The organism is Gillisia limnaea DSM 15749, assembly GCF_000243235.1.
Lineage (GTDB): Bacteria > Bacteroidota > Bacteroidia > Flavobacteriales > Flavobacteriaceae > Gillisia > Gillisia limnaea.
The window spans coordinates 4,660-23,689 of record NZ_JH594605.1 but is presented as its reverse complement, the minus strand read 5'-3'; the positions used below and the strand labels follow the sequence as shown (position 1 = coordinate 23,689).

Annotated in this window: 18 protein-coding genes, 1 other RNA gene and 4 pseudogenes; 6 read left to right on the top strand and 17 right to left on the bottom strand. The window is 36.0% G+C overall.

Annotated elements, in window-relative coordinates:
* The first annotated feature begins 137 nt into the window (after positions 1 to 137).
* The 4 genes from GILLI_RS00145 to rny all read left to right on the top strand — a co-directional run bounded on the left by GILLI_RS00145 (position 138) and on the right by rny (position 2,517).
* Entirely contained in the window at positions 138 to 428 is a 291-nt protein-coding gene (locus tag GILLI_RS00145) for a hypothetical protein (RefSeq protein WP_006987079.1), read from the top strand.
* A gap of 8 nt (positions 429 to 436) precedes the next feature.
* Positions 437 to 730, top strand: coding sequence for a cell division protein ZapA (locus tag GILLI_RS00140; RefSeq protein ID WP_006987078.1), 294 nt, complete (start codon positions 437 to 439; stop codon positions 728 to 730).
* A gap of 56 nt (positions 731 to 786) precedes the next feature.
* Positions 787 to 893: non-coding RNA, 6S RNA (ssrS, locus tag GILLI_RS17830), on the top strand.
* A 52-nt stretch (positions 894 to 945) separates the two neighbouring features.
* Entirely contained in the window at positions 946 to 2,517 is a 1,572-nt protein-coding gene (rny, locus tag GILLI_RS00135) for a ribonuclease Y (protein ID WP_006987077.1), read from the top strand.
* A 317-nt stretch (positions 2,518 to 2,834) separates the two neighbouring features.
* Here rny and GILLI_RS00130 read toward each other — a convergent pair whose 3' ends face one another.
* The 14 genes and pseudogenes from GILLI_RS00130 to GILLI_RS00060 all read right to left on the bottom strand — a co-directional run bounded on the left by GILLI_RS00130 (position 2,835) and on the right by GILLI_RS00060 (position 14,291).
* Positions 2,835 to 3,188, bottom strand: a complete 354-nt coding sequence (locus GILLI_RS00130) for a DUF1622 domain-containing protein (RefSeq protein ID WP_040506309.1) — start codon at positions 3,186 to 3,188, stop codon at positions 2,835 to 2,837.
* Positions 3,189 to 3,779: 591 nt separating this feature from the next.
* Positions 3,780 to 4,136, bottom strand: coding sequence for a helix-turn-helix domain-containing protein (locus tag GILLI_RS00125; protein ID WP_006987075.1), 357 nt, complete (start codon positions 4,134 to 4,136; stop codon positions 3,780 to 3,782).
* Between the two features lies 1 nt (position 4,137).
* Positions 4,138 to 4,323, bottom strand: a complete 186-nt coding sequence (locus GILLI_RS19170) for a type II toxin-antitoxin system HigB family toxin (protein WP_245545582.1) — start codon at positions 4,321 to 4,323, stop codon at positions 4,138 to 4,140.
* Between the two features lie 508 nt (positions 4,324 to 4,831).
* A complete protein-coding gene (locus GILLI_RS00115; protein WP_006987074.1) occupies positions 4,832 to 5,065 on the bottom strand; it encodes a hypothetical protein in 234 nt (77 codons plus the stop codon).
* 190 nt (positions 5,066 to 5,255) lie between these two features.
* On the bottom strand, positions 5,256 to 6,665 hold the full coding sequence (locus GILLI_RS00110) for a S41 family peptidase (RefSeq protein ID WP_006987073.1): 1,410 nt from the start codon (positions 6,663 to 6,665) through the stop codon (positions 5,256 to 5,258).
* Positions 6,666 to 6,881: 216 nt separating this feature from the next.
* Positions 6,882 to 7,214: a HepT-like ribonuclease domain-containing protein gene (locus GILLI_RS00105; protein WP_006987072.1), complete on the bottom strand. Its 333-nt coding sequence runs from the start codon at positions 7,212 to 7,214 to the stop codon at positions 6,882 to 6,884.
* On the bottom strand, positions 7,183 to 7,566 hold the full coding sequence (locus tag GILLI_RS00100; RefSeq protein WP_006987071.1) for a nucleotidyltransferase family protein: 384 nt from the start codon (positions 7,564 to 7,566) through the stop codon (positions 7,183 to 7,185). The genes GILLI_RS00105 and GILLI_RS00100 overlap by 32 nt, the downstream gene beginning before the upstream one ends.
* Positions 7,567 to 7,612: 46 nt before the next feature.
* Positions 7,613 to 9,185: pseudogene (locus GILLI_RS00095) on the bottom strand (IS1182 family transposase).
* A gap of 233 nt (positions 9,186 to 9,418) precedes the next feature.
* On the bottom strand, positions 9,419 to 9,985 hold the full coding sequence (locus GILLI_RS00090) for a hypothetical protein (protein ID WP_006987070.1): 567 nt from the start codon (positions 9,983 to 9,985) through the stop codon (positions 9,419 to 9,421).
* Position 9,986: 1 nt separating this feature from the next.
* Entirely contained in the window at positions 9,987 to 10,142 is a 156-nt protein-coding gene (locus GILLI_RS18235) for a hypothetical protein (protein WP_006987069.1), read from the bottom strand.
* Positions 10,143 to 10,347: 205 nt separating this feature from the next.
* Positions 10,348 to 11,223, bottom strand: a complete 876-nt coding sequence (locus tag GILLI_RS00080) for a hypothetical protein (protein ID WP_006987068.1) — start codon at positions 11,221 to 11,223, stop codon at positions 10,348 to 10,350.
* A gap of 699 nt (positions 11,224 to 11,922) precedes the next feature.
* Positions 11,923 to 13,502: pseudogene (locus GILLI_RS19165) on the bottom strand (IS1182 family transposase).
* A gap of 238 nt (positions 13,503 to 13,740) precedes the next feature.
* Entirely contained in the window at positions 13,741 to 14,058 is a 318-nt protein-coding gene (locus tag GILLI_RS00065; RefSeq protein WP_006987067.1) for a type II toxin-antitoxin system RelE/ParE family toxin, read from the bottom strand.
* Positions 14,049 to 14,291 carry a hypothetical protein gene (locus GILLI_RS00060; RefSeq protein WP_006987066.1) on the bottom strand — a complete coding sequence of 81 codons (243 nt, stop codon included), beginning with the start codon at positions 14,289 to 14,291 and terminating at the stop codon, positions 14,049 to 14,051. The genes GILLI_RS00065 and GILLI_RS00060 overlap by 10 nt, the downstream gene beginning before the upstream one ends.
* A 503-nt stretch (positions 14,292 to 14,794) precedes the next feature.
* Here GILLI_RS00060 and GILLI_RS00055 point away from each other — a divergent pair.
* Complete coding sequence (locus GILLI_RS00055) at positions 14,795 to 15,511, top strand: tyrosine-type recombinase/integrase (protein WP_245545581.1); 717 nt, start codon at positions 14,795 to 14,797, stop codon at positions 15,509 to 15,511.
* Positions 15,511 to 16,649: pseudogene (locus GILLI_RS00050) on the top strand (IS91 family transposase). The gene GILLI_RS00055 and the pseudogene GILLI_RS00050 overlap by 1 nt, the downstream one beginning before the upstream one ends.
* A gap of 392 nt (positions 16,650 to 17,041) precedes the next feature.
* Here GILLI_RS00050 and GILLI_RS00045 read toward each other — a convergent pair.
* From GILLI_RS00045 to GILLI_RS19160, 3 genes and pseudogenes are all read right to left on the bottom strand, one after another.
* Complete coding sequence (locus GILLI_RS00045) at positions 17,042 to 17,608, bottom strand: DinB family protein (protein ID WP_006987063.1); 567 nt, start codon at positions 17,606 to 17,608, stop codon at positions 17,042 to 17,044.
* A gap of 59 nt (positions 17,609 to 17,667) precedes the next feature.
* Entirely contained in the window at positions 17,668 to 18,258 is a 591-nt protein-coding gene (locus GILLI_RS00040) for a Crp/Fnr family transcriptional regulator (protein ID WP_217179226.1), read from the bottom strand.
* A gap of 355 nt (positions 18,259 to 18,613) precedes the next feature.
* Positions 18,614 to 19,030: pseudogene (locus tag GILLI_RS19160) on the bottom strand (transposase); the annotation flags it as partial.

Here is a 19,030-nt window from a genome sequence, read left to right as displayed (position 1 = left end):
ACTTTTGGTGAAAATAAGTCCCTGTTTTGGTGTTCATTAACCTTAGTTTTAAGGGATTTTGAAAATAGATTTAAAAGTATTGGGAAATTGCAAGCGGTATGTTAACTTTGTAGGAATAAGTAGCACGTTGAGCTTTTATGAGTGATTTGACAGAAATAGTTGATAATCTTGAAAATAGAATTAGTAAGTTGCTTCATAAATATGAGGTTCTTAAGCAATCCCAGCATTCTGTTGAAGATGAATTGGCAGCTGTTAAAGCAGAGAACATTAGAATTCTGGAAGATTTAAAGACTTCAGAGGATCGTGTTCAAACACTCAAATCTGCCAACGCGATGCTAGGCAGTAACGATTACAAAAAGGAAACTAAGCTGAAAATAAACGGCTTAATACGAGAAATTGATCAATGTATTGTTCAACTATCAGAATAAATATTTAGATGTCAGATCAGCTTAAAATAAAACTTTCGATTGCAGACAGGGTTTATCCTTTAACTATAAAGTCCCACCAGGAAGAGGGGCTTCGTAAAGCTGCAAAGAAGATAGAAGCGATGATCAAACAATTTGAACAAAGTTATGCTGTAAGGGATAAGCAGGATGTATTAGCGATGTGCGCTTTACAATTTGCTGCCCAAACCGAGCAAAAATCTCTAGATACGGATAATGATGTTCAACTTGCCGAAGATAAATTAAGGGCGCTTAATGAATTGCTTCAAAAACATCTTACAACATAGTTCTTTTAAATAACACAAAGGTTTACTGCCTGTATTAGTGATTTTATTTTTGATAAACTCAACACGTATTCTTTAAAAAGGGTGAGTTTTAGTTGTAAAAGCGTGCCGTCTTAGAGCGGATACTTGATCAGCTTGTTAGCCCTATACTTATTTTAAGGAGTTTATGCAAAATCAATGCTAATACAGGCTTTTTTTATTTTAATACTTAAACAAATATGGACACAAATACAATAGGTTTTATAATTGTCGCCGTCCTTTTAGGACTGGCAATAGGATTTGCAATCGCTAAAATTTTGGAGAAGAAAAATGCTTCCAGGATAGTACAGCGAGCTAAAAAATCGGCAGCGACTATCTTAAGGGAGTCTAAAACAGAGGCAGAGAGCATTAAAAAGGATAAAATCCTTCAGGCAAAAGAAAAGTTCATAGAATTAAAATCTGAACACGAAAAAGTGATCCTGGGGAGGGATAAAAAAATTGGGGATGCAGAAAAACGTATTCGGGATAAAGAATCCATTCTTTCCAGTGAACTCGCAAAAAATAAGAATCTTAATAAAGACCTGGAAGATAAGATTCAGGATTATACAGGCCGCAACGAATATCTTGAGAAAAAGCAAGGTGAAATCGATAAGCTACAGGCCAGTAAAGTAATGCAGCTGGAAGTGATCTCAGGGCTTTCTGCAGAAGAAGCAAAAGAACAGCTCACAGAATCCTTAAGAGATTCAGCAAAAGCCGATGCAATGGCCCTAATTCAGGATACTATTGAGGAAGCAAAGCTTACGGCACAACAGGAAGCAAAAAAGATCATTATTACCACCATACAAAGGATTGGTACAGAAGAGGCCATAGAAAACTGCGTATCGGTATTTAACCTGGAGAGTGATGATGTAAAGGGTAGAATTATTGGAAGGGAAGGACGGAATATACGAGCTATTGAAGCTGCTACCGGTGTTGAAATTATAGTTGATGATACTCCCGAGGCAATTATTCTTTCTTGTTTTGATACGGTTAGAAGAGAAATAGCGCGGCTTTCATTGCACAAACTGGTTACAGATGGAAGGATTCACCCGGCTAGAATCGAAGAGGTTGTTAAAAAGACCAAAAAACAAATCGATGAAGAGATCATTGACATAGGAAAGCGTACCGTAATCGATCTTGGTATTCACGGTTTAAACCCGGAATTGATAAAGATTGTTGGAAGGATGAAATACAGGTCTTCTTACGGTCAAAACTTATTGCAACACTCCAGGGAAGTTGCTAAATTATGCGGAGTGATGGCTTCAGAATTAGGGTTGAATCCTAAGCTGGCTAAACGTGCTGGTTTATTGCACGATATTGGAAAAGTTCCGGATACGGAAACCGAAATGCCACACGCCCTTTTAGGAATGCAATGGGCGGAGAAATATGGTGAAAAACCTGAAGTATGCAATGCTATTGGAGCACATCACGATGAAATAGAAATGACTTCCCTGCTTTCACCTTTGGTGCAGGTATGTGATGCAATAAGTGGAGCAAGACCCGGAGCCAGAAGACAAATACTTGATTCTTATATACAACGATTAAAAGATCTCGAGGAAATTGCATTTGGTTTTGGTGGCGTTAAAAAAGCTTACGCAATCCAGGCAGGAAGGGAACTTCGTGTGATCGTGGAAAGTGAAAGAGTGACCGATGAAAAAGCGGCGAATCTTTCTTTTGAGATCTCTCAAAAAATACAAACCGATATGACGTACCCGGGACAGGTTAAAGTCACTGTTATAAGGGAAACAAGAGCAGTTAACATTGCCAAATAAAAAAAGGAGTATCTTTAAAACTGTGTGATTTTAGAAATATCGGGATTTAAAACCCCGATATTTTTTTCCCATTTGAGTTGCATTTATGTATTGAATTTAGAGTATTTATTTTACTCCCTCATTGAGGGTTTAACCCGCCTGACCGTTTGGCAGATTCACCGTCTTGATAGCTTAGCGGGATGCCTCTAATTTTTAAAAGGATTTTTCGATTTATACATCGTGGGGGCTTGCACGTATCATTCGGGCAGGATTGCCCCGAGGTTCTTGATTAAAACTTAAAGGTTTCTAAATGAAAAAGGGAACTGCATGGATTTTTCTCAATCCTTTTTTTTACCACGCTTCCAGGGAAATTCTCCATCAATTTCAATTTCAAGAGCAAAACTTAAAAAAGTTCGGATAACAATAATCATAGCGAGGGAAAGTATTTTTTCCATGGTCATGTTGTAAATAATAGTGCCTATGATATCAGCACCAATTAGTACTTCCAAACCAAGGATAATGGAACGTCCCAGATCTTTACGGATAATGGAAAAAGATCTTTCTTTTGAAGCTTGCATTTTAAAGAGGTACTTGCCAAAAGAAAGAAGAATTCCTGTAACTATAATAAGTACCCCCAAAATTTCCAGGCTTGTTGCAATTAAATCAAGGTAAAAAGATATTGCTTCTTTCATTTTTTTGAATATTTCCAGGTTGTTTTTATCCAAGATAAGGTAAATATTATTTTTACTTTTTCAAAACACACCAAGAGAGCAATGTCATTTTATTGCTGTATTTTGTACTTTTCTTGAAATAGGCATCAATGAAAACCCTTAAAGAGCCCATGGTGCCTTCTGAAAAACCAAATAAAAAAGGATCTGCTAAAATCCAGGCAGTTATTTGCCCGAAGCAAATTGCTAACCCTTAAGCTAAGAGATGGAATCGTGGACATAAAAATAAAAGTAGTTGACTTGTGTGAGCTTCCTAATGTGGAACCAATTTTACGGTTGCTAAACCTACCAGAATGAAAGGTGATAATTTGTTTTTAAGCCTATTGGATCAAGTGTATTGGCCATATCGATGTGTTAATATTACAAGGTAGTTTTTACTTGATCTTTCAAAGTAGTAGCATTCGAAACCTAATGATGAGTTATAAATAACGGAGATCATACAAAAAAAATCAAAAGTGAATTAGTTGTTTTTTACTTGAGGTCTAAAATATCACTTTTTACTCAAATGCCCCGTATTTGCTGTTAAACGACTTAGCTCCAGTATTTTTGTTCCAATTAATAATCTTGAATCAAAACTTCTGTCGGAATGCGAAATGTTGTATTTAATTTTCGAACCATTTCTAAAGTCAGTTTACGTTTTTTGTTCAAAATCTCGCTTACTCTACTTTTAAAACCAAAAATCTTGGCCAAATCCTTTAATTTCATTCCCATTTGGTCCATTCTGAATTTTATCGCTTCTATCGAATCTGGCATTCCAATTGGAAAATTTAGATTTTCATAGTTGTCAATTAAAATGGATACTATTTCAAGTTCGTCTCCTTGTTCAGTTCTCTTTTTTGCATCAAAAATCACCTCAAGTCTTTTAAGGACGTTTTGGTATTCTTTTTCGTTTCTTATCGGTGTAATTTTCATCTTAAATTTTATTTGCATCTATTTTATCATATTCTGCGTGCGTTCCTATAAATCGTTTCCAACAGATTGTATATTCAAAACTGAACTTCACAATCAACCTGTCTTTATTTCCTTTAATATTGAATATAATTTCTCTAATATACTTGCACTGGGATAATCTTTCTTTGAAGGATTTATCTTTTCCCATTGAGTTTTTTCTGTTTCTCGATACCAAGATTTTAGTTGTTGTTCACTATCAGCGTGTTTTATCCAAAAATTACGTAAGGTTCGTTTTGCAACGGTCTTGGCAAGTAGCGCGGAGTAGGGACGCAAACTTGTCGGCTTTGTTGGTTTTTACTTCGTCTCTAAAATAGTGCTTTTCACCTGATTTCCCGCTATTTGCGCTTAACCGATGTGTGTGCTGCGGTTTTTAGATCTTAATTTTGTCTGGATCTTGTCGATTAGAAAATAGAGATAGTATTTCAACAGTGTCATTTTTAGTCCGATAATAAAGATTATTATATCGTGCGACAACTGCTCTTCTTACTTCTTTTTTCTTTTTTGAAACTTGGAAAAGTTCAGGGTTTTTTGAGATAAGTTCAATTGTATGATCTAGTTGTTCTGAAAAGTTTGAAAGTTACATTTTTGTCCAATTTTCCTCTAAATGTTCAATTGTATCTTTTAATTCTGAAATAGCGTGGTCGGTCCACAAAATCTTATAACCACTTTTCATAAATCTTCTTTACATCAGAGTGAGAATTTAATTTTCCAGCATCAGCATCCTTAATTCCTTTTTCTAATGATTTTTTCTCAGTCGCAGAAATTTCATTCCACCAATCAGATTTTTCTCGTTCTCGAAGTTTCATTATTTTTTCAATAACTGACATATCATTCAGAGTAGATAACCACTGAATTAATTCTATTTTTTTATTTTGAATATTTACGTCCATAATTCAAATTTACAAATTTGTCTTCAAATATGATTATTTGTTCGGATTTTTTTAACTGCTACATAACGGTCTTGGTTCAAGTAGCGTGGAGTAGGGACGCGTTCTTGTCGGCTTAGTTGATTATTACTTGGTCTCTAAAATAACACTTTTAATCAGAATGCCCTCTATTTGCGCTTAACCGATGTTGTGTTTAGTGCTTTTTCTTCAATATTCTTAAAAGTTCATTTAAAATTTCATCTTCATCGTCTAACAAATGGTCTTTGATTTCAATATCTGGAATAACACCTCTCAAATCTTCATTTCCATTGGGCCTAATAATATACCCCTTTGGAACTTTTACTACTACTCCGGTATTAGGCAGAGTGTATGAAAATTGGGATGCATATAATGTTGGAAAATCTCCTGTTTCCTCGCCTACAATTTTCGCAAATCCATAATCTTGTATTTCAGCAGCAGCAACAGCAGACATTGAATATGACTGCCTGTTAATCAATACATATACTTTACCTGCAAATCTCTTTTTTAAATCTACAGGTTGGTACATTTCATATTTGTACTCATAATTTTTTCCGTTCGTTTCATTAAGAATTGTTTGAAAATAAACAGATGTTGTATCGTTGTTTTTTCGGGTCTGTTCCTTCAGTAAACTACTACTTTTTAAAGTAAATTTTGAATGCCATTTAAAGGGTTTGTCAGCAATATATGATATGAGATAATCGCTATATTCGTTATCTCCACCAGCGTTGTTACGCAAATCTATAATTAAAGTATCAATATCATTTTCTTTCAAATCGATAAAACTGGTATCGATAAATCTCTTGTACAACTCAATTTTTTCATCGGCATTGCTACTAAACGGCCCTGGATTTATGTAACCAATACTGTTTATTAAATAAAACTTCCGCTCTTGATTAAGAATTTCTCCATTTCTTCTACTTTCAAAATCGCCCACACTTATCGGGTCTATTGAATATTCCGAAATCTCATTAAATTTTTTAACTTCAATTTTGAAGGATTTTTGTTCTCCATAAACCTGCCAATAAAGTCGTGGAAATGACCAAAATTCAAGTTTAGCATTCTTGAAATATTTGCTTTCAGCAGATAATTGTAGATATATTTTTTCAAGTATTTTGTTTATGTTGATTCCGTTAATGCTGATTAATTGCATTCCGTTTTTAAATTGATTATCGTTTGATAAATTATTTCTTATATAAGCGTTATCATTTTCTAATGCAATTTCGATTGGAAAAAGCGTTCCATTTCTTTGGGCATATTGAATATAGGATTGTACAGGGAAATTTATTTCAGCGTGTCCCGTATTGGGTCTTGAAATAATTTTTTGAAAAGCGTTAGTTGCCTCTAAAAGATTTAGCGAATCATTCGTTATAGCTCTTTTTATATTATCTGCATTTTCTAAAAACTTATCTTTGCTAGTAAATGCATATAAATTATAGTGTGTTTGTTCTAAAGATATTTTTAAATAATCTATATCATCTAAAATCTGTTGTTTTGAAAATGAGATTTCGTTCTGTCCATTTGCAGTAATTGAAATCCCTAAATAAATAATAAAAGAGATAATGAGAAAGTGGGTTTTTTTCATTTCTATATTTTGACTGTCTGAATTAAAGACGACTATGTTTGTTAATTGTTACGTTTTTTTTTGCATTAAACACAACGGTCTTGGTTCGTAAGTGGCGTGGAGTAGGGACACGTTCTTGTCGGCTTACTTGTTTGTTACCTGGTGTCTAAAATATCACTGTTTAATCAAATGCCAGCTATTTGCGCTTAACCGATGTTGGCAACTGGCCCTTGTCAACTAATTTGATAATTCTCGGATCTCCTTTTTAAGTTCTAACAAATGTCTTTTTACGATTACCCAAACTATTGCATTATCGATACTATCATATGCGTGAACTAGTCGATTTCTAAATCCAATAATCTGTTTATCATTTTGAATTGATAAATCTGATTCAGTCTGTTTTAATTTATTTAATGCTTCTCCAATTATCACTAATTGTCTTTCAACCGCACTTTGTGTTTTTAAGTCCTTTTGATATAGGTCGAAATCCGTTGTGTCAGCTATAAAATTTTCAATCAAGTCGATAGCCATTAGTATATCAGAGAGATACTTCTTGCCTTTTTCCGTCATAAATTAAAATTTTTGTAGCATCAATATTTTTTCTTAGGATTGGATTTTTTAGGGAAGACTGAGTCAATAAATCTACTTTTCTTTGGAAGAATTCTTCTAATTTATCCCAGATAGCTAAAAGTTTTTCTCCTCTTTCTAAAGGATCATTTTCCTCAATTTCGATCAATAAATCTATATCACTTGAATTTTCATCAAATTGATCTGTAGTAGCAGAACCAAATGCATATAAATTTTTCACATTATATAATTTACATAATGTGGTAAAATCAATTAATTTGGCCTGTATGCTATCTTTAATTTTCATAAAGCTAATATAATCATTTTCTGTTGGAACTAAATTACTGTTTTGCATTTCAAATCGGCTTGTTGCCAACGGCAGTCTGTCTAAAAACCTACGTTTACTGCCAATTATGGGCCAAAATAAGCTTTTTAACCGTGGGATTAGGAGTAGGGCTGAAATTAGGGTTTATAGTATCATTTGAATATAATGTCCTCAAAATGGCTTTGTAAGCCTGGATTAAGACAGATAAACAAAGAATCAACTGAGCATACATCTCCCGGAACTCTTTTTTACCCATCAGACTTAATATTCGTTTGAGATTGTAGGCTATAAAGATAAAGCCTACATCTGCAGAGGCTCGTTTCTTTCCCTTTTTGGAAAGGATATGATCAAAACCCCATTGCCGCTTTATAGTTCCAAAGGGATGCTCTACAATGGCTTGCCTTCGGCGATAGAGTTCAGGATCAGCCTCCATATTTCTTTTGTTCTCTTCATAAACCGGAGTGTATATGTTCCTTGCCAGGAGTCTCCCGTTTTTGGCCGTGGTGCATAACTCCCGCACCGGGCATCCGTTACATGCTTTTGTTTTATACTGTTTAAATTCAGACTGATTGGATTTTCCCCGGTGGTTGATGTAAAAGTTCCCATTGGTTTTCAGAAAAATGATTCTCAGGACAGATGTAATGATCTTCTTGCGCATCGTACACAAAATGTTGAACATTATATCTGGTGTCCGGTGCATTGGAGGCCGTGGCAGGAATGGCAACCAGGGTTTTAATCCCTAAACCCCGGGCGATTTCCAGTTCAGAACCTGTATGATAGCCTTTGTCAAAAAGAGCGGTGAAATCAGTGTTCCCAAGAATAGATTTCGCCCTTCTCACCATAGCTCCCATCGCTTTTTTATCATTATGGTTTGTGACTTCATAATCGATGGGGATGCAGTGCTGCGCATCTACAGTAGACTGTACATTGTAGGCTACCTCTGTAATATTGCCCCGGAGAATCATCTGACGGCTTTCCGGATCAGAGGTTGAAATTTGTGATTCTCCTGTTTCTTCCAATTGTTGTTTCAGTTTTTTATAGCCTTCTTTTCTGCCGGTGTGAATGTCGCTATTCTTTTGGGCTTCCTGCTTTTCAGCCTCCCCATCGGCCCTGGCGATATCCTGGTTGTACTGCTCCAGCTTGTTGTCAATATACTGCAGGTGCCTGTCAATTTTTTTAGTGTTGAAATTGTTTTTTTTGCTGTTCTGTGCCCGAAGTTTGGTGCCGTCACCGGCGATGATCTTACCGCCAATCAGGTTAAAGTTCCTGGCAAGTTGCACTGTGGCACGAAAGACCCTTTTAATGGCATCGGGATTGTCCTTTCTGAAGTTGGCAATGGTATTGTGATCCGGGGAAAGTTGTTCAATGAGCCACATCATTTCAATGTTGCGCCTGCATTCCTTCTCCAAAATCCGGGAGGAACGTATCCGGTTCAAATACCCATAGATGAACAATTTAAGCAGTACCGCAGGGTGATAAGCGGGTCTTCCTCCTTCGGGAAAGCGTACCTTAAAACCCATTTTTTCCAAATCAAGGCTGTTGACAAAGAGCTCGATGGCACGGACTTCATTCTCTGTCTCAATACTTTCTTCTAATGAAACAGGAAACAAAGCAGCTTGTTTCCGATCTTTTCCTATAATAAATTTCATAGCATGAAGATACCCAAAGTTCTAAAAAGAACGAAAACGATCCTGAAAAAGTAGTCAACAAAGTTATTAAGAAAAAGGAAGGTTTTTAGACAGTCTGACGGTCTTGGTTAAGGCAAGTAGCGTGGAGTAGGGACCGGTTCTTGTCGGCTTAGTTGTTTTTTACTTGGTGTCTAAAATAACACTTTTCACCAGAATGCCCGCTATTTGCGCTTAACCGATGTTGGCAATAGTATTTATTGTTGCTCATATGTTTTTATGTTGCTATTCAATTTTTTGTAATTACTAATAACATAGCTAATTATAAAAAGAATTAGAATCAAAAATGGAATTTTAAAGTTTCCCCAATACAAAAAGTCATTTTTATTAACTGACCTCATTAGAGCTCCAAAAAGAATAATGAAAGTTAGCACGATCATCAAAATTTTTGAGTTATTATTTTTATTTAAATAATTGATTTGTTTTTGAAACTTCATATTTAAGGCTTCATAATCTTTTTCCTTTCTTTCCAAAATCACTTTCTTTAAATGATTCATAAGTAGAATCTCAAGTAACAAATGGGGAGTAAATAAAATAAAACCAAGTCCAGACAAGACCAGCGAAGCTGATTCTGACCATTCTTTTTGAATTCCGAAATGAAAGCCTAAGTCAAAAGAGTTAATTGCAATAATTGTCGAAAATAATACAATTGAAATATTAACTAAAGAGATAAGCCAAAGAAAAACAAGTCGGTTATTAATCGATTTTTTTCTTTCTCCAATCATCGATTTGAATGTGTTTATGATTTGGATTCTATCTTCCATTTTATTTTAATCTAACTTGACCAGTAATTGTCCAAATTAATCCTGCCCCAACAAGAATACCTGAAAGAAAATCTAAACCGCTATTATCATATATATACATTATTGTTGATCCAGTGAATAACAATAACAATCCTAAAATCCTGATTTTGTTCATCATTTAATTATCATTTTTTATGAAAGGAATTTACGGAGTCCCTTTCAATTTTTTCGTATAAATATTGTTGCCAACGGTCTTGGTTAAGGCAAGTGGCGTGGGTTAAGGACATGAATTTGTCAGCTTAGTTGTTTGTTATTTGGTCTCTAAAATAATACTTTTTACTCAAATGCCCGCTATTTGCGCTTAACCGATGTTAGGCACAGTACTATTTAATTTTATATTTCGATTTAACTTGATTTCTTATCAGTTCGTCAGCCATTTTTATACTTCCTTGACTTCCGAATATCTGATAATTATATTTTCCCGAATATATTCTATCAATTAGATATTTCAATGCACTTTCTCCTAATTCATTTTCCTTTACGGCAGTATTTACTATCGGTAAATATTTTTCCATATAGGTTAAATTTGAATGTTGTATAACCTGCCACATCACACTTTTTAATTCATTTCCTACTAATGTTTTTCCAATATAGATTTGATATTTTGAATAAAGAGAATCGATTTTTTTCTGGTTCTTTATATCTAATTTATTTTGAATTTTTTCGTTGTATCTATCTTTTTGATCCAAAATGCCAATTCTTTCTATCAACTTAACAAGATTTTCATCTAAACCATTTGTTATTGAATACTCCTTAACATTAATTTTTTTCGTATTTTTAATTTGTACACTATTGTTACATATTTTAAGTTCCTTTGTCATTTTTGACTCGATATACAGAGTGTATTTATCAAAAAACTCTTCAAATGATACTAAATACTCGCAACTATCTTCTGTATTTAAAAATTTTTCAAATGCAATGTCTATATTTTCATTTGATTCTTTCAAATTGTTAAATACTGTCAGGATATTCCAATAGTCAGAAATATCTATTTTATTATTTTTTATTATACGCTTTTTCGTTTCTTCTAAAAAACGTAAACCATCTGCATAAGAGTTTTTATTGAGTTCATTTTTAACAGGTTGATATATTAATATTTGCTCGTCAAAATTCTCAATCGTAAATCTATTTTGCTTTTCATCTTGCCCTTTGCAGGAAATTGATAAAAATATTAATCCTATTAAAAATGTGTTTTTCATCTTTTTTTTGTTTGTATTGTGCCTAACGGTCTTGGTTAAGCCAAGTAGCGCGGAGTAGGGACGCGAATTTGTCGGCTTTGTTGTTTGTTAATTGGTCACTAAAATAACACTTTTCACTCAATTGCCCGCTATTTGGGCTTAACCGATGTTGTACCGCGTTGCGATACTATAAAGCTTCTTGTTTTGCAATAAATCTTTTTACTTTTTATTCTTTTCTAAATCTTAATATTATTTTTCCACGTCCGAGTTATAACTCATTTTATATTCTTTCGTTCTTGATCATTTTATCTTTTTCCACGTTTGAGTGAATATCAGATTCGTAAATTAAAAGGCATTCAATTTGTACATATTTTATACCTGAGTAAAAGTCAGAGTATTAACTCAAAATACACTTTTTTACTTTTTCACGCTCGAGTGAAAATCATTCTTTATTAGTTCATCTATGCAATTCAGATTTTCTAATTTTAGTTAGAATCCGCTCACTGGTTTTAAGAGCATTCAATTTTGACACTTTTCATCTTTATAAACTTTGCTCATAAACCTCACGTTTGAGTGATTTTTGTTTTATCTCAAATCTTGAAAAAGTCAGCGCAACAGTTGCGACAGATTGGTTATTTGCATAGATTTTCAACAGTGGTTTTTTGCGTCTTTTTTTTCTGAGCAATGCGTTACAACGGCAGTCTGTCTAAAAACCTACGTTTACTGCCAATTATGGGCCAAAATAAGCTTTTTAACCGTGGGATTAGGAGTAGGGCTGAAATTAGGGTTTATAGTATCATTTGAATATAATGTCCTAAAAATGGCTTTGTAAGCCTGGATTAAGACAGATAAACAAAGAATCAACTGAGCATACATCTCCCGGAACCCTTTTTTACCCATCAGACTTAATATTCGTTTGAGATTGTAGGCTATAAAGATAAAGCCTACATCTGCAGAGGCTCGTTTCTTTCCCTTTTTGGAAAGGATATGATCAAAACCCCATTGCCGCTTTATAGTTCCAAAGGGATGCTCTACAATGGCTTGCCTTCGGCGATAGAGTTCAGGATCAGCCTCCATATTTCTTTTGTTCTCTTCATAAACCGGAGTGTATATGTTCCTTGCCAGGAGTCTCCCGTTTTTGGCCGTGGTGCATAACTCCCGCACCGGGCATCCGTTACATGCTTTTGTTTTATACTGTTTAAATTCAGACTGATTGGATTTTCCCCGGTGGTTGATGTAAAAGTTCCCATTGGTTTTTCAGAAAATGATTCTCAGGACAGATGTAATGATCTTCTTGCGCATCGTACACAAAATGTTGAACATTATATCTGGTGTCCGGTGCATTGGAGGCCGTGGCAGGAATGGCAACCAGGGGTTTTTAAATCCCCTAAAACCCCGGGCGATTTCCAGTTCAGAACCTGTATGATAGCCTTTGTCAAAAAGAGCGGTGAAATCAGTGTTCCCAAGAATAGATTTCGCTCTTCTCACCATAGCTCCCATCGTCTTTTTTTATCATTATGGTTTGTGACTTCATAATCGATGGGGATGCAGTGCTGCGCATCTACGGTAGACTGTACATTGTAGGCTACCTCTGTAATATTGCCCCGGAGAATCATCTGACGGCTTTCCGGATCAGAGGTTGAAATTTGTGATTCTCCTGTTTCTTCCAATTGTTGTTTCAGTTTTTCATAGCCTTCTTTTCTGCCGGTGTGAATGTCGCTATTCTTTTGGGCTTCCTGCTTTTCAGCCTCCCCATCGGCCCTGGCGATATCCTGGTTGTACTGCTCCAGCTTGTTGTCAATATACTGCAGGTGCCTGTCAATTTTTTTAGTGTTGAAATTGTTTTTTTTGCTGTTCTGTGCCCGGAGTTTGGTGCCGTCACCGGCGATGATCTTACCGCCAATCAGGTTAAAGTTCCTGGCAAGTTGCACTGTGGCACGAAAGACCCTTTTAATGGCATCCGGATTGTCCTTTCTGAAGTTGGCAATGGTATTGTGATCCGGGGAAAGTTGTTCAATGAGCCACATCATTTCAATGTTGCGCCTGCATTCCTTCTCCAAAATCCGGGAGGAACGTATCCGGTTCAAATACCCATAGATGAACAATTTGAGCAGTACCGCAGGGTGATAAGCGGGTCTTCCTCCTTCGGGAAAGCGTACCTTAAAACCCATTTTTTCCAAATCAAGGCTGTTGACAAAGAGCTCGATGGCACGGACTTCATTCTCTGTCTCAATACTTTCTTCTAATGAAACAGGAAACAAAGCAGCTTGTTTCCGATCTTTTCCTATAATAAATTTCATAGCATGAAGATACCCAAAGTTCTAAAAAGAACGAAAACGATCCTGAAAAAGTAGTCAACAAAGTTGTTAAGAAAAAGGAAGGTTTTTAGACAGTCTGACGGTCTTGGTTAAGGCAAGTGGCGTGGAGTAGGGACACGTTCTTGTCGGATTAGTTGTTTTTTACTTGGTCTCTAAAATAACACTTTTCACCAGAATACCCGCTATTTGCTCTTAACCGATGTTGGCAACTGGCTTTTTGTTATTCCGAAAGAGTGATTTTTATCGGATTCTGTTGTGTATCAAAAACATCAATTATCTCAATTTGATTTTGGTCTTTATTCATCCAATAAATTATCTTGTAAGATTGATGTACCAAATATCGAAACCCTTGTTTTCTGTCGGCTAATAAATCTTCTTGTTGACCAATTTCTGGTTGTTTTTTAAGTCGGTTGGTTTCCTTTACAATTTTGCGAGTTTCATTCTTTGCAACCCTTAAACTTGCATTATCTTTTAAGTAATTGAAATTTTTTCGTAATTCTTTTTTTGCGAAGTTTGTCCAGAATATCTTTATTGCCATTTTTCAATCTCAGACATTAAATCATTTGCTTCTGTCAATTTTCCTTCACGAGAATCTTTCAAAGATTTGTCAATTCTCTTGTTGAATTGATCCAAAGTCATTGGTTCTAAATCTTTAATTATAGCCATTTTCTTTTCTTTTCTTAAAACTTTTTCAAGTCGAGAAATAGCTTCCTCACTTTGTAGTTTTAAAAATTCTTGGATAAATTCTATTTTTCTAGCTTCTAATTCCATTTTTCAGCTTTTTATCAAATTTACGAATTCTAATTTAATCTATAAACTTTCTTTTGGAGTTCCGATTAGCTTGTTGCCAACGGTCTTGGTTCAAAGGCAAGTGGCGTGGAGTTGGGACGCGAACTTGTCGGCTTAGTTGATTATTAATTGGTCTCTAAAATAACACTTTTCATCAGAATGCCCGCTATTTGCGTTTAACCGATGTTGAACGAATCCTCCCTACGGTCGGAAGCTCTCCTGAACTATTCAATTTGGATCTTGTGTTTATAAAAGTAATGGATTTATTAATTTGTAGCTAAACTTTAAATCTTTTATCATGTTTAAAAAAAAGTAAGACCATTGCTGAACGGGCCTTTTCAGAGGTAGAAGGCTTCAGTACACTCCAGAACAATCTAGAGCAAAGCTTTTCCATCAATGGCAAGGCAAAGAGCACCCTAAACAATTACCTCAGATGCCTGGCGCACCTTGCCCTGCACTATAATCAAAGCCCGGAAAAACTCTCAGTGGAAAACATTGAGGAATACCTTTATTATTGTCAAAAACTCCACAAGACCCCTTCTGAAAGCTTCTTTAAACACACCATTTTTGGCCTTAGGGCCGCCTATAAGGTAATGGGCATGGAGGCCAAGCGAGTGGCGCTGCCACAGATCAAGCGGGACCTTAAATTGCCGACCGTCCTGAGCCAAAAAGAAGTCAAAAGGCTCTTAAATGCTCCCAAATATCTTAAACATCGTTTGATCATTGGAATGCTGTATGGCTGTGGACTTCGCAGCTACGAACTGTGCAATCTAAAATTGGCTGACATAGACTTTGACCGCAGAACAGTCTTTATTCCCAAGAAAAAAGGCAAGGTCGACCGCTATGTTCCCTTGAGCAAACATTTGGCCAGAGGACTAAAGAAGTACATCAAAACAGAAAACCCCCAAATCTATCTTTTTAACAGTCAGGTGTACAAAGATGGAAAAGCGCGGGGGTTGACCACCAATGGAATCCGTTGGGTGATCAAGGAAAACCGGAGCAAGATAGGCAGTTCCAAAAAGATTACCGCCCACACGCTACGGCACAGCTTTGCCACGCATTTGTTGGAATATGGCGTTGACATTGTGAGTTTAAAGGAGCTTTTGGGGCACGCCCATATCGAGATGACTTTGACCTACCTCCATGTAGCTAATTTGCCCAGTGGCTCAAAGTTTTCTCCCCTGGATAGGCTCTACAAGTAATGCGCCCTAAACATACGGTAGCTGACATTCTGGAAATAGAACAGCTACAGCTCAAAAGTTTGGGCCTTACCTCATGGCATCACCGGGCTTTACATGCCATAAGAAGATGCCGCACAAAAGCGATGGGCGGGCACATTGATAAATGCGATTGTTGCCATAAACTGCACATCAGTTATAACAGCTGCAGGAACAGGCATTGTCCAACCTGTCAAGGGCACAAGCGCGAAGAATGGATCAGGGCAAGAGAAGATGAACTCTTGAACGTTCCCTATTTTCACGTGGTGTTTACCCTTCCCAGTGAATTCAATAGCTATGCCCTTAGCCACGGCAAAATAGTGTACAGCAGTTTATTTAAAGCTGCTTGGCAGACTTTGCAGCAATTTGGGGACAACCCAAAACACCTGGGCGGAAGAATGGGTATGATTGCGGTGCTTCATACCTGGGGCCAGAACTTGAGCCTGCACCCGCACTTGCATTGCATTGTGCCGGGAGGTGGGTTGAGCAAAGCAGGGAAATGGAAAAAAGCAAAGAACCACGGCAAATACTTGTTCAACGTAAAATCTATGAGCCAGGTGTTTAGGTCAAAGTATGTAGCTGAGCTTAGAAAAAGTGAGTTGAAAATTCCTCAAAAAGTTTACAATGCGGTATTCAGCAAAAAGTGGGTGGTATATGCCAAACAACCTTTTAGAAGCCCTAAATATGTCATTGAATACCTGGGCAGATACACCCATAAAATTGCCATTAGCAATCATCGGATTGCTAATGTTAACCGCAAGGACAGAAGGGTGACTTTTACTGCCAAAGAGTATCGGCACGGTGGCAGGAAAACTAGCTTAACGTTATCTACCCAAGAGTTTATCCGGCGGTTTGCCCTGCATATTTTACCCAAAGGATTTACCCGGATACGGCATTATGGCATTTTAAGCAGCACCTGGAAAAAAGAGAAGTTGCCAAAACTACAAGCCGAACTCGCCACTAAAAAGATAGAAATCAACAAAACAAAGGAACCACTCTGCATCGCCGATGCCCTATTTGTAAAAAAGGAAAACTGCATACAATTCTCCTGTTTGATGGACGTGGGCCTCCTGTAAATTGGAGAGAACTCCTAAAAGACAAAAAATTGATTATATGCAACTAAAAATTGATCTGCAAAGGCGGACAGATCCTGCTATGTCTTAATTTAAAATTTAAATGATTAAAGCCAAAGATTGTAAAGAGAGATACCAAAAAAAACAAAAATGCAATTAGAAATGGAGTGAGTTCGATACAATTTGAAGCTCCAAGTAAAAGTTCATCATCCGATTGTCCTCCTTAAATTCATCGTTTTACCCATAGAGCAATTTCCACCGGATTCGTCAACACAATATTCAGCTCTTGCCTATCGGCGAGCCGAATACTTAGTTATTGTGTGTAGTGCTTTTCCGCAATCTTGTTAGTTTTTCTGTAGTTATTTATTCCGCCTTATTTTTTGTTTTAGAAAACGTAATTTGAACCATAAAAATTAAAACTGATGTGTCGCTACACTTTCATCTATTCCTGTTTGGACTTTTGCCTTACGGGTTCATTTCCGGCATTTTCTTGAGAAGATGGTGGAATCAGACCTTTCAGTCTCATATATACAATTACATTACCATAATGTTGTAGTGAGTGAAAAACTGAAAAATCGAGAACATTTCCTGCTGGTTGAGTACCGCCCATAAATTTAACCATTGTTTCTTTTTGCTCCTTAGTCATCTCTTCTCTTGCTTTTGCGGAATAATCAAAAGAGTCTTCAAGTGCTTTAATTACTTCTGCTTTAGTAGGAGCTACCTCTAATACAGGAGCAGTTTCTCCTTTAGCAATAGCAGTCATTTCAAAGTTCGATTCAGCTATGTGAGCCATTAACTCTCCAAAACTTCGAACATCTGGTGTTGGACGAAAAGAGTAATATTCTTCGGGCATTTGCTCTGCAGCTGTTATAATTGTGCGTGGAACATAAAGTGAAGCGATATCAACTGATTCCATCGGTTCTTTAGGTAAATCTACTTCCTGTGCCCACGAGATATTAAAAAAAAGTGTGGTCAATAGCAATAATACGGTTGTTTTTAGTGTTTTCATATGACATTATTTTAGGTTATAAAAGTGAATATAAATTAATATAAATCACTTGACTTTTGTCAAGAAATCAAATCTCTTCGTATTCTGCTAATGGTTTCGGGTTTTATTCCAAGATAGGAAGCAATGTATTGCAAGGGAACGCATTTTAGTACATTTGGATTATTGCCTATAAATTTTAGGTATCGTTCCTTGGCATTAAGAGTACTTAACTCATTTATTCTCTTCTTCTCTTTTTCAATAATTTGTTGAAAAAGCAATATCGTATACTTACCAAGTATGATGCTTTCTGAATATAAAATATCCTCATTGTCTCGTTTTATTCTTAATAAACTGCATTCAGTTATACACTCAATATTTTCGTTAGAGATGGTTTTGTTTGCAAAATGATTATAGGAAGTAAAAAAACGCGGTTCATTGTTCATATCAGTAGTAATTTCTTTTCCCAATTCGTCAATATAAAAGTTTCTCATAATACCATTAACAATGAAATATTGATGCTGTGGAATTTTTCCTGCACTTTCTATTATAGTATTTTTAGGGAAAAATACAGGTTCAAAATATTGATAGCATAATAATCTATCCGCATCTGGCATATCCATTATGTCTGCTACTGTCTCAAATAGAACATTAAACATATGCTTGTTTTTCATCTTTTACTTGTATAATATTAATTACCTCGCAAATTATTATTGTTTGACGATAGAATTAAATTTTTGTTACGAAGCTTATCGGCATCGAATATAAATACAAAGAATGATTTGTTAATTTAAGTTCATATTCTGATTTCAGAACGATTCTTTTTGCATTATACACAACGGCAGTCTGTCTAAAAACCTACGTTTACTGCCAATTATGGGCCAAAATAAGCTTTTTAACCGTGGGATTAGGAGTAGGGCTGAAATTAGGGTTTATAGTATCATTTGAATATAATGTCCTCAAAATGGCTTTGTAAGCCTGGATTAAGACAGATAAACAAAGAATCAACTGAGCATACATCTCCCGGAACCCTTTTTTACTTATCAGACTTAATATTCGTTTGAGATTGTAGGCTATAAAGATAAAGCCTACATCTGCAGAGGCTCGTTTCTTTCCCTTTTTGGAAAGGATATGATCAAAACCCCATTGCCGCTTTATAGTTCCAAAGGGATGCTCTACAATGGCTTGCCTTCGGCGATAGAGTTCAGGATCAGCCTCCATATTTCTTTTGTTCTCTTCATAAACCGGAGTGTATATGTTCCTTGCCAGGAGTCTCCCGTTTTTGGCCGTGGTGCATAACTCCCGCACCGGGCATCCGTTACATGCTTTTGTTTTATACTGTTTAAATTCAGACTGGTTGGATTTTCCCGGGGGTTGATGTAAAAGTTCCCATTGGTTTTCAGAAAATGATTCTCAGGACAGATGTAATGATCTTCTTGCGCATCG

Coding starts and splice junctions, on each gene's coding strand:
- GILLI_RS00045 (WP_006987063.1), bottom strand. CDS start 17,608: ATGAAAACACTAAAAACAACCGTATTATTGCTATTGACCACACTTTTT.
- GILLI_RS00115 (WP_006987074.1), bottom strand. CDS start 5,065: ATGGACGTAAATATTCAAAATAAAAAAATAGAATTAATTCAGTGGTTA.
- GILLI_RS00145 (WP_006987079.1), top strand. CDS start 138: ATGAGTGATTTGACAGAAATAGTTGATAATCTTGAAAATAGAATTAGT.
- GILLI_RS00090 (WP_006987070.1), bottom strand. CDS start 9,985: ATGGAAGATAGAATCCAAATCATAAACACATTCAAATCGATGATTGGA.
- GILLI_RS00130 (WP_040506309.1), bottom strand. CDS start 3,188: ATGAAAGAAGCAATATCTTTTTACCTTGATTTAATTGCAACAAGCCTG.
- GILLI_RS00080 (WP_006987068.1), bottom strand. CDS start 11,223: ATGAAAAACACATTTTTAATAGGATTAATATTTTTATCAATTTCCTGC.
- GILLI_RS00140 (WP_006987078.1), top strand. CDS start 437: ATGTCAGATCAGCTTAAAATAAAACTTTCGATTGCAGACAGGGTTTAT.
- GILLI_RS00100 (WP_006987071.1), bottom strand. CDS start 7,566: ATGCAAAACAGTAATTTAGTTCCAACAGAAAATGATTATATTAGCTTT.
- GILLI_RS00040 (WP_217179226.1), bottom strand. CDS start 18,258: ATGAAAAACAAGCATATGTTTAATGTTCTATTTGAGACAGTAGCAGAC.
- GILLI_RS00105 (WP_006987072.1), bottom strand. CDS start 7,214: ATGACGGAAAAAGGCAAGAAGTATCTCTCTGATATACTAATGGCTATC.
- GILLI_RS18235 (WP_006987069.1), bottom strand. CDS start 10,142: ATGATGAACAAAATCAGGATTTTAGGATTGTTATTGTTATTCACTGGA.
- rny (WP_006987077.1), top strand. CDS start 946: ATGGACACAAATACAATAGGTTTTATAATTGTCGCCGTCCTTTTAGGA.
- GILLI_RS00110 (WP_006987073.1), bottom strand. CDS start 6,665: ATGAAAAAAACCCACTTTCTCATTATCTCTTTTATTATTTATTTAGGG.
- GILLI_RS00065 (WP_006987067.1), bottom strand. CDS start 14,058: ATGGCAATAAAGATATTCTGGACAAACTTCGCAAAAAAAGAATTACGA.
- GILLI_RS00125 (WP_006987075.1), bottom strand. CDS start 4,136: ATGAAAATTACACCGATAAGAAACGAAAAAGAATACCAAAACGTCCTT.
- GILLI_RS19170 (WP_245545582.1), bottom strand. CDS start 4,323: ATGGGAAAAGATAAATCCTTCAAAGAAAGATTATCCCAGTGCAAGTAT.
- GILLI_RS00060 (WP_006987066.1), bottom strand. CDS start 14,291: ATGGAATTAGAAGCTAGAAAAATAGAATTTATCCAAGAATTTTTAAAA.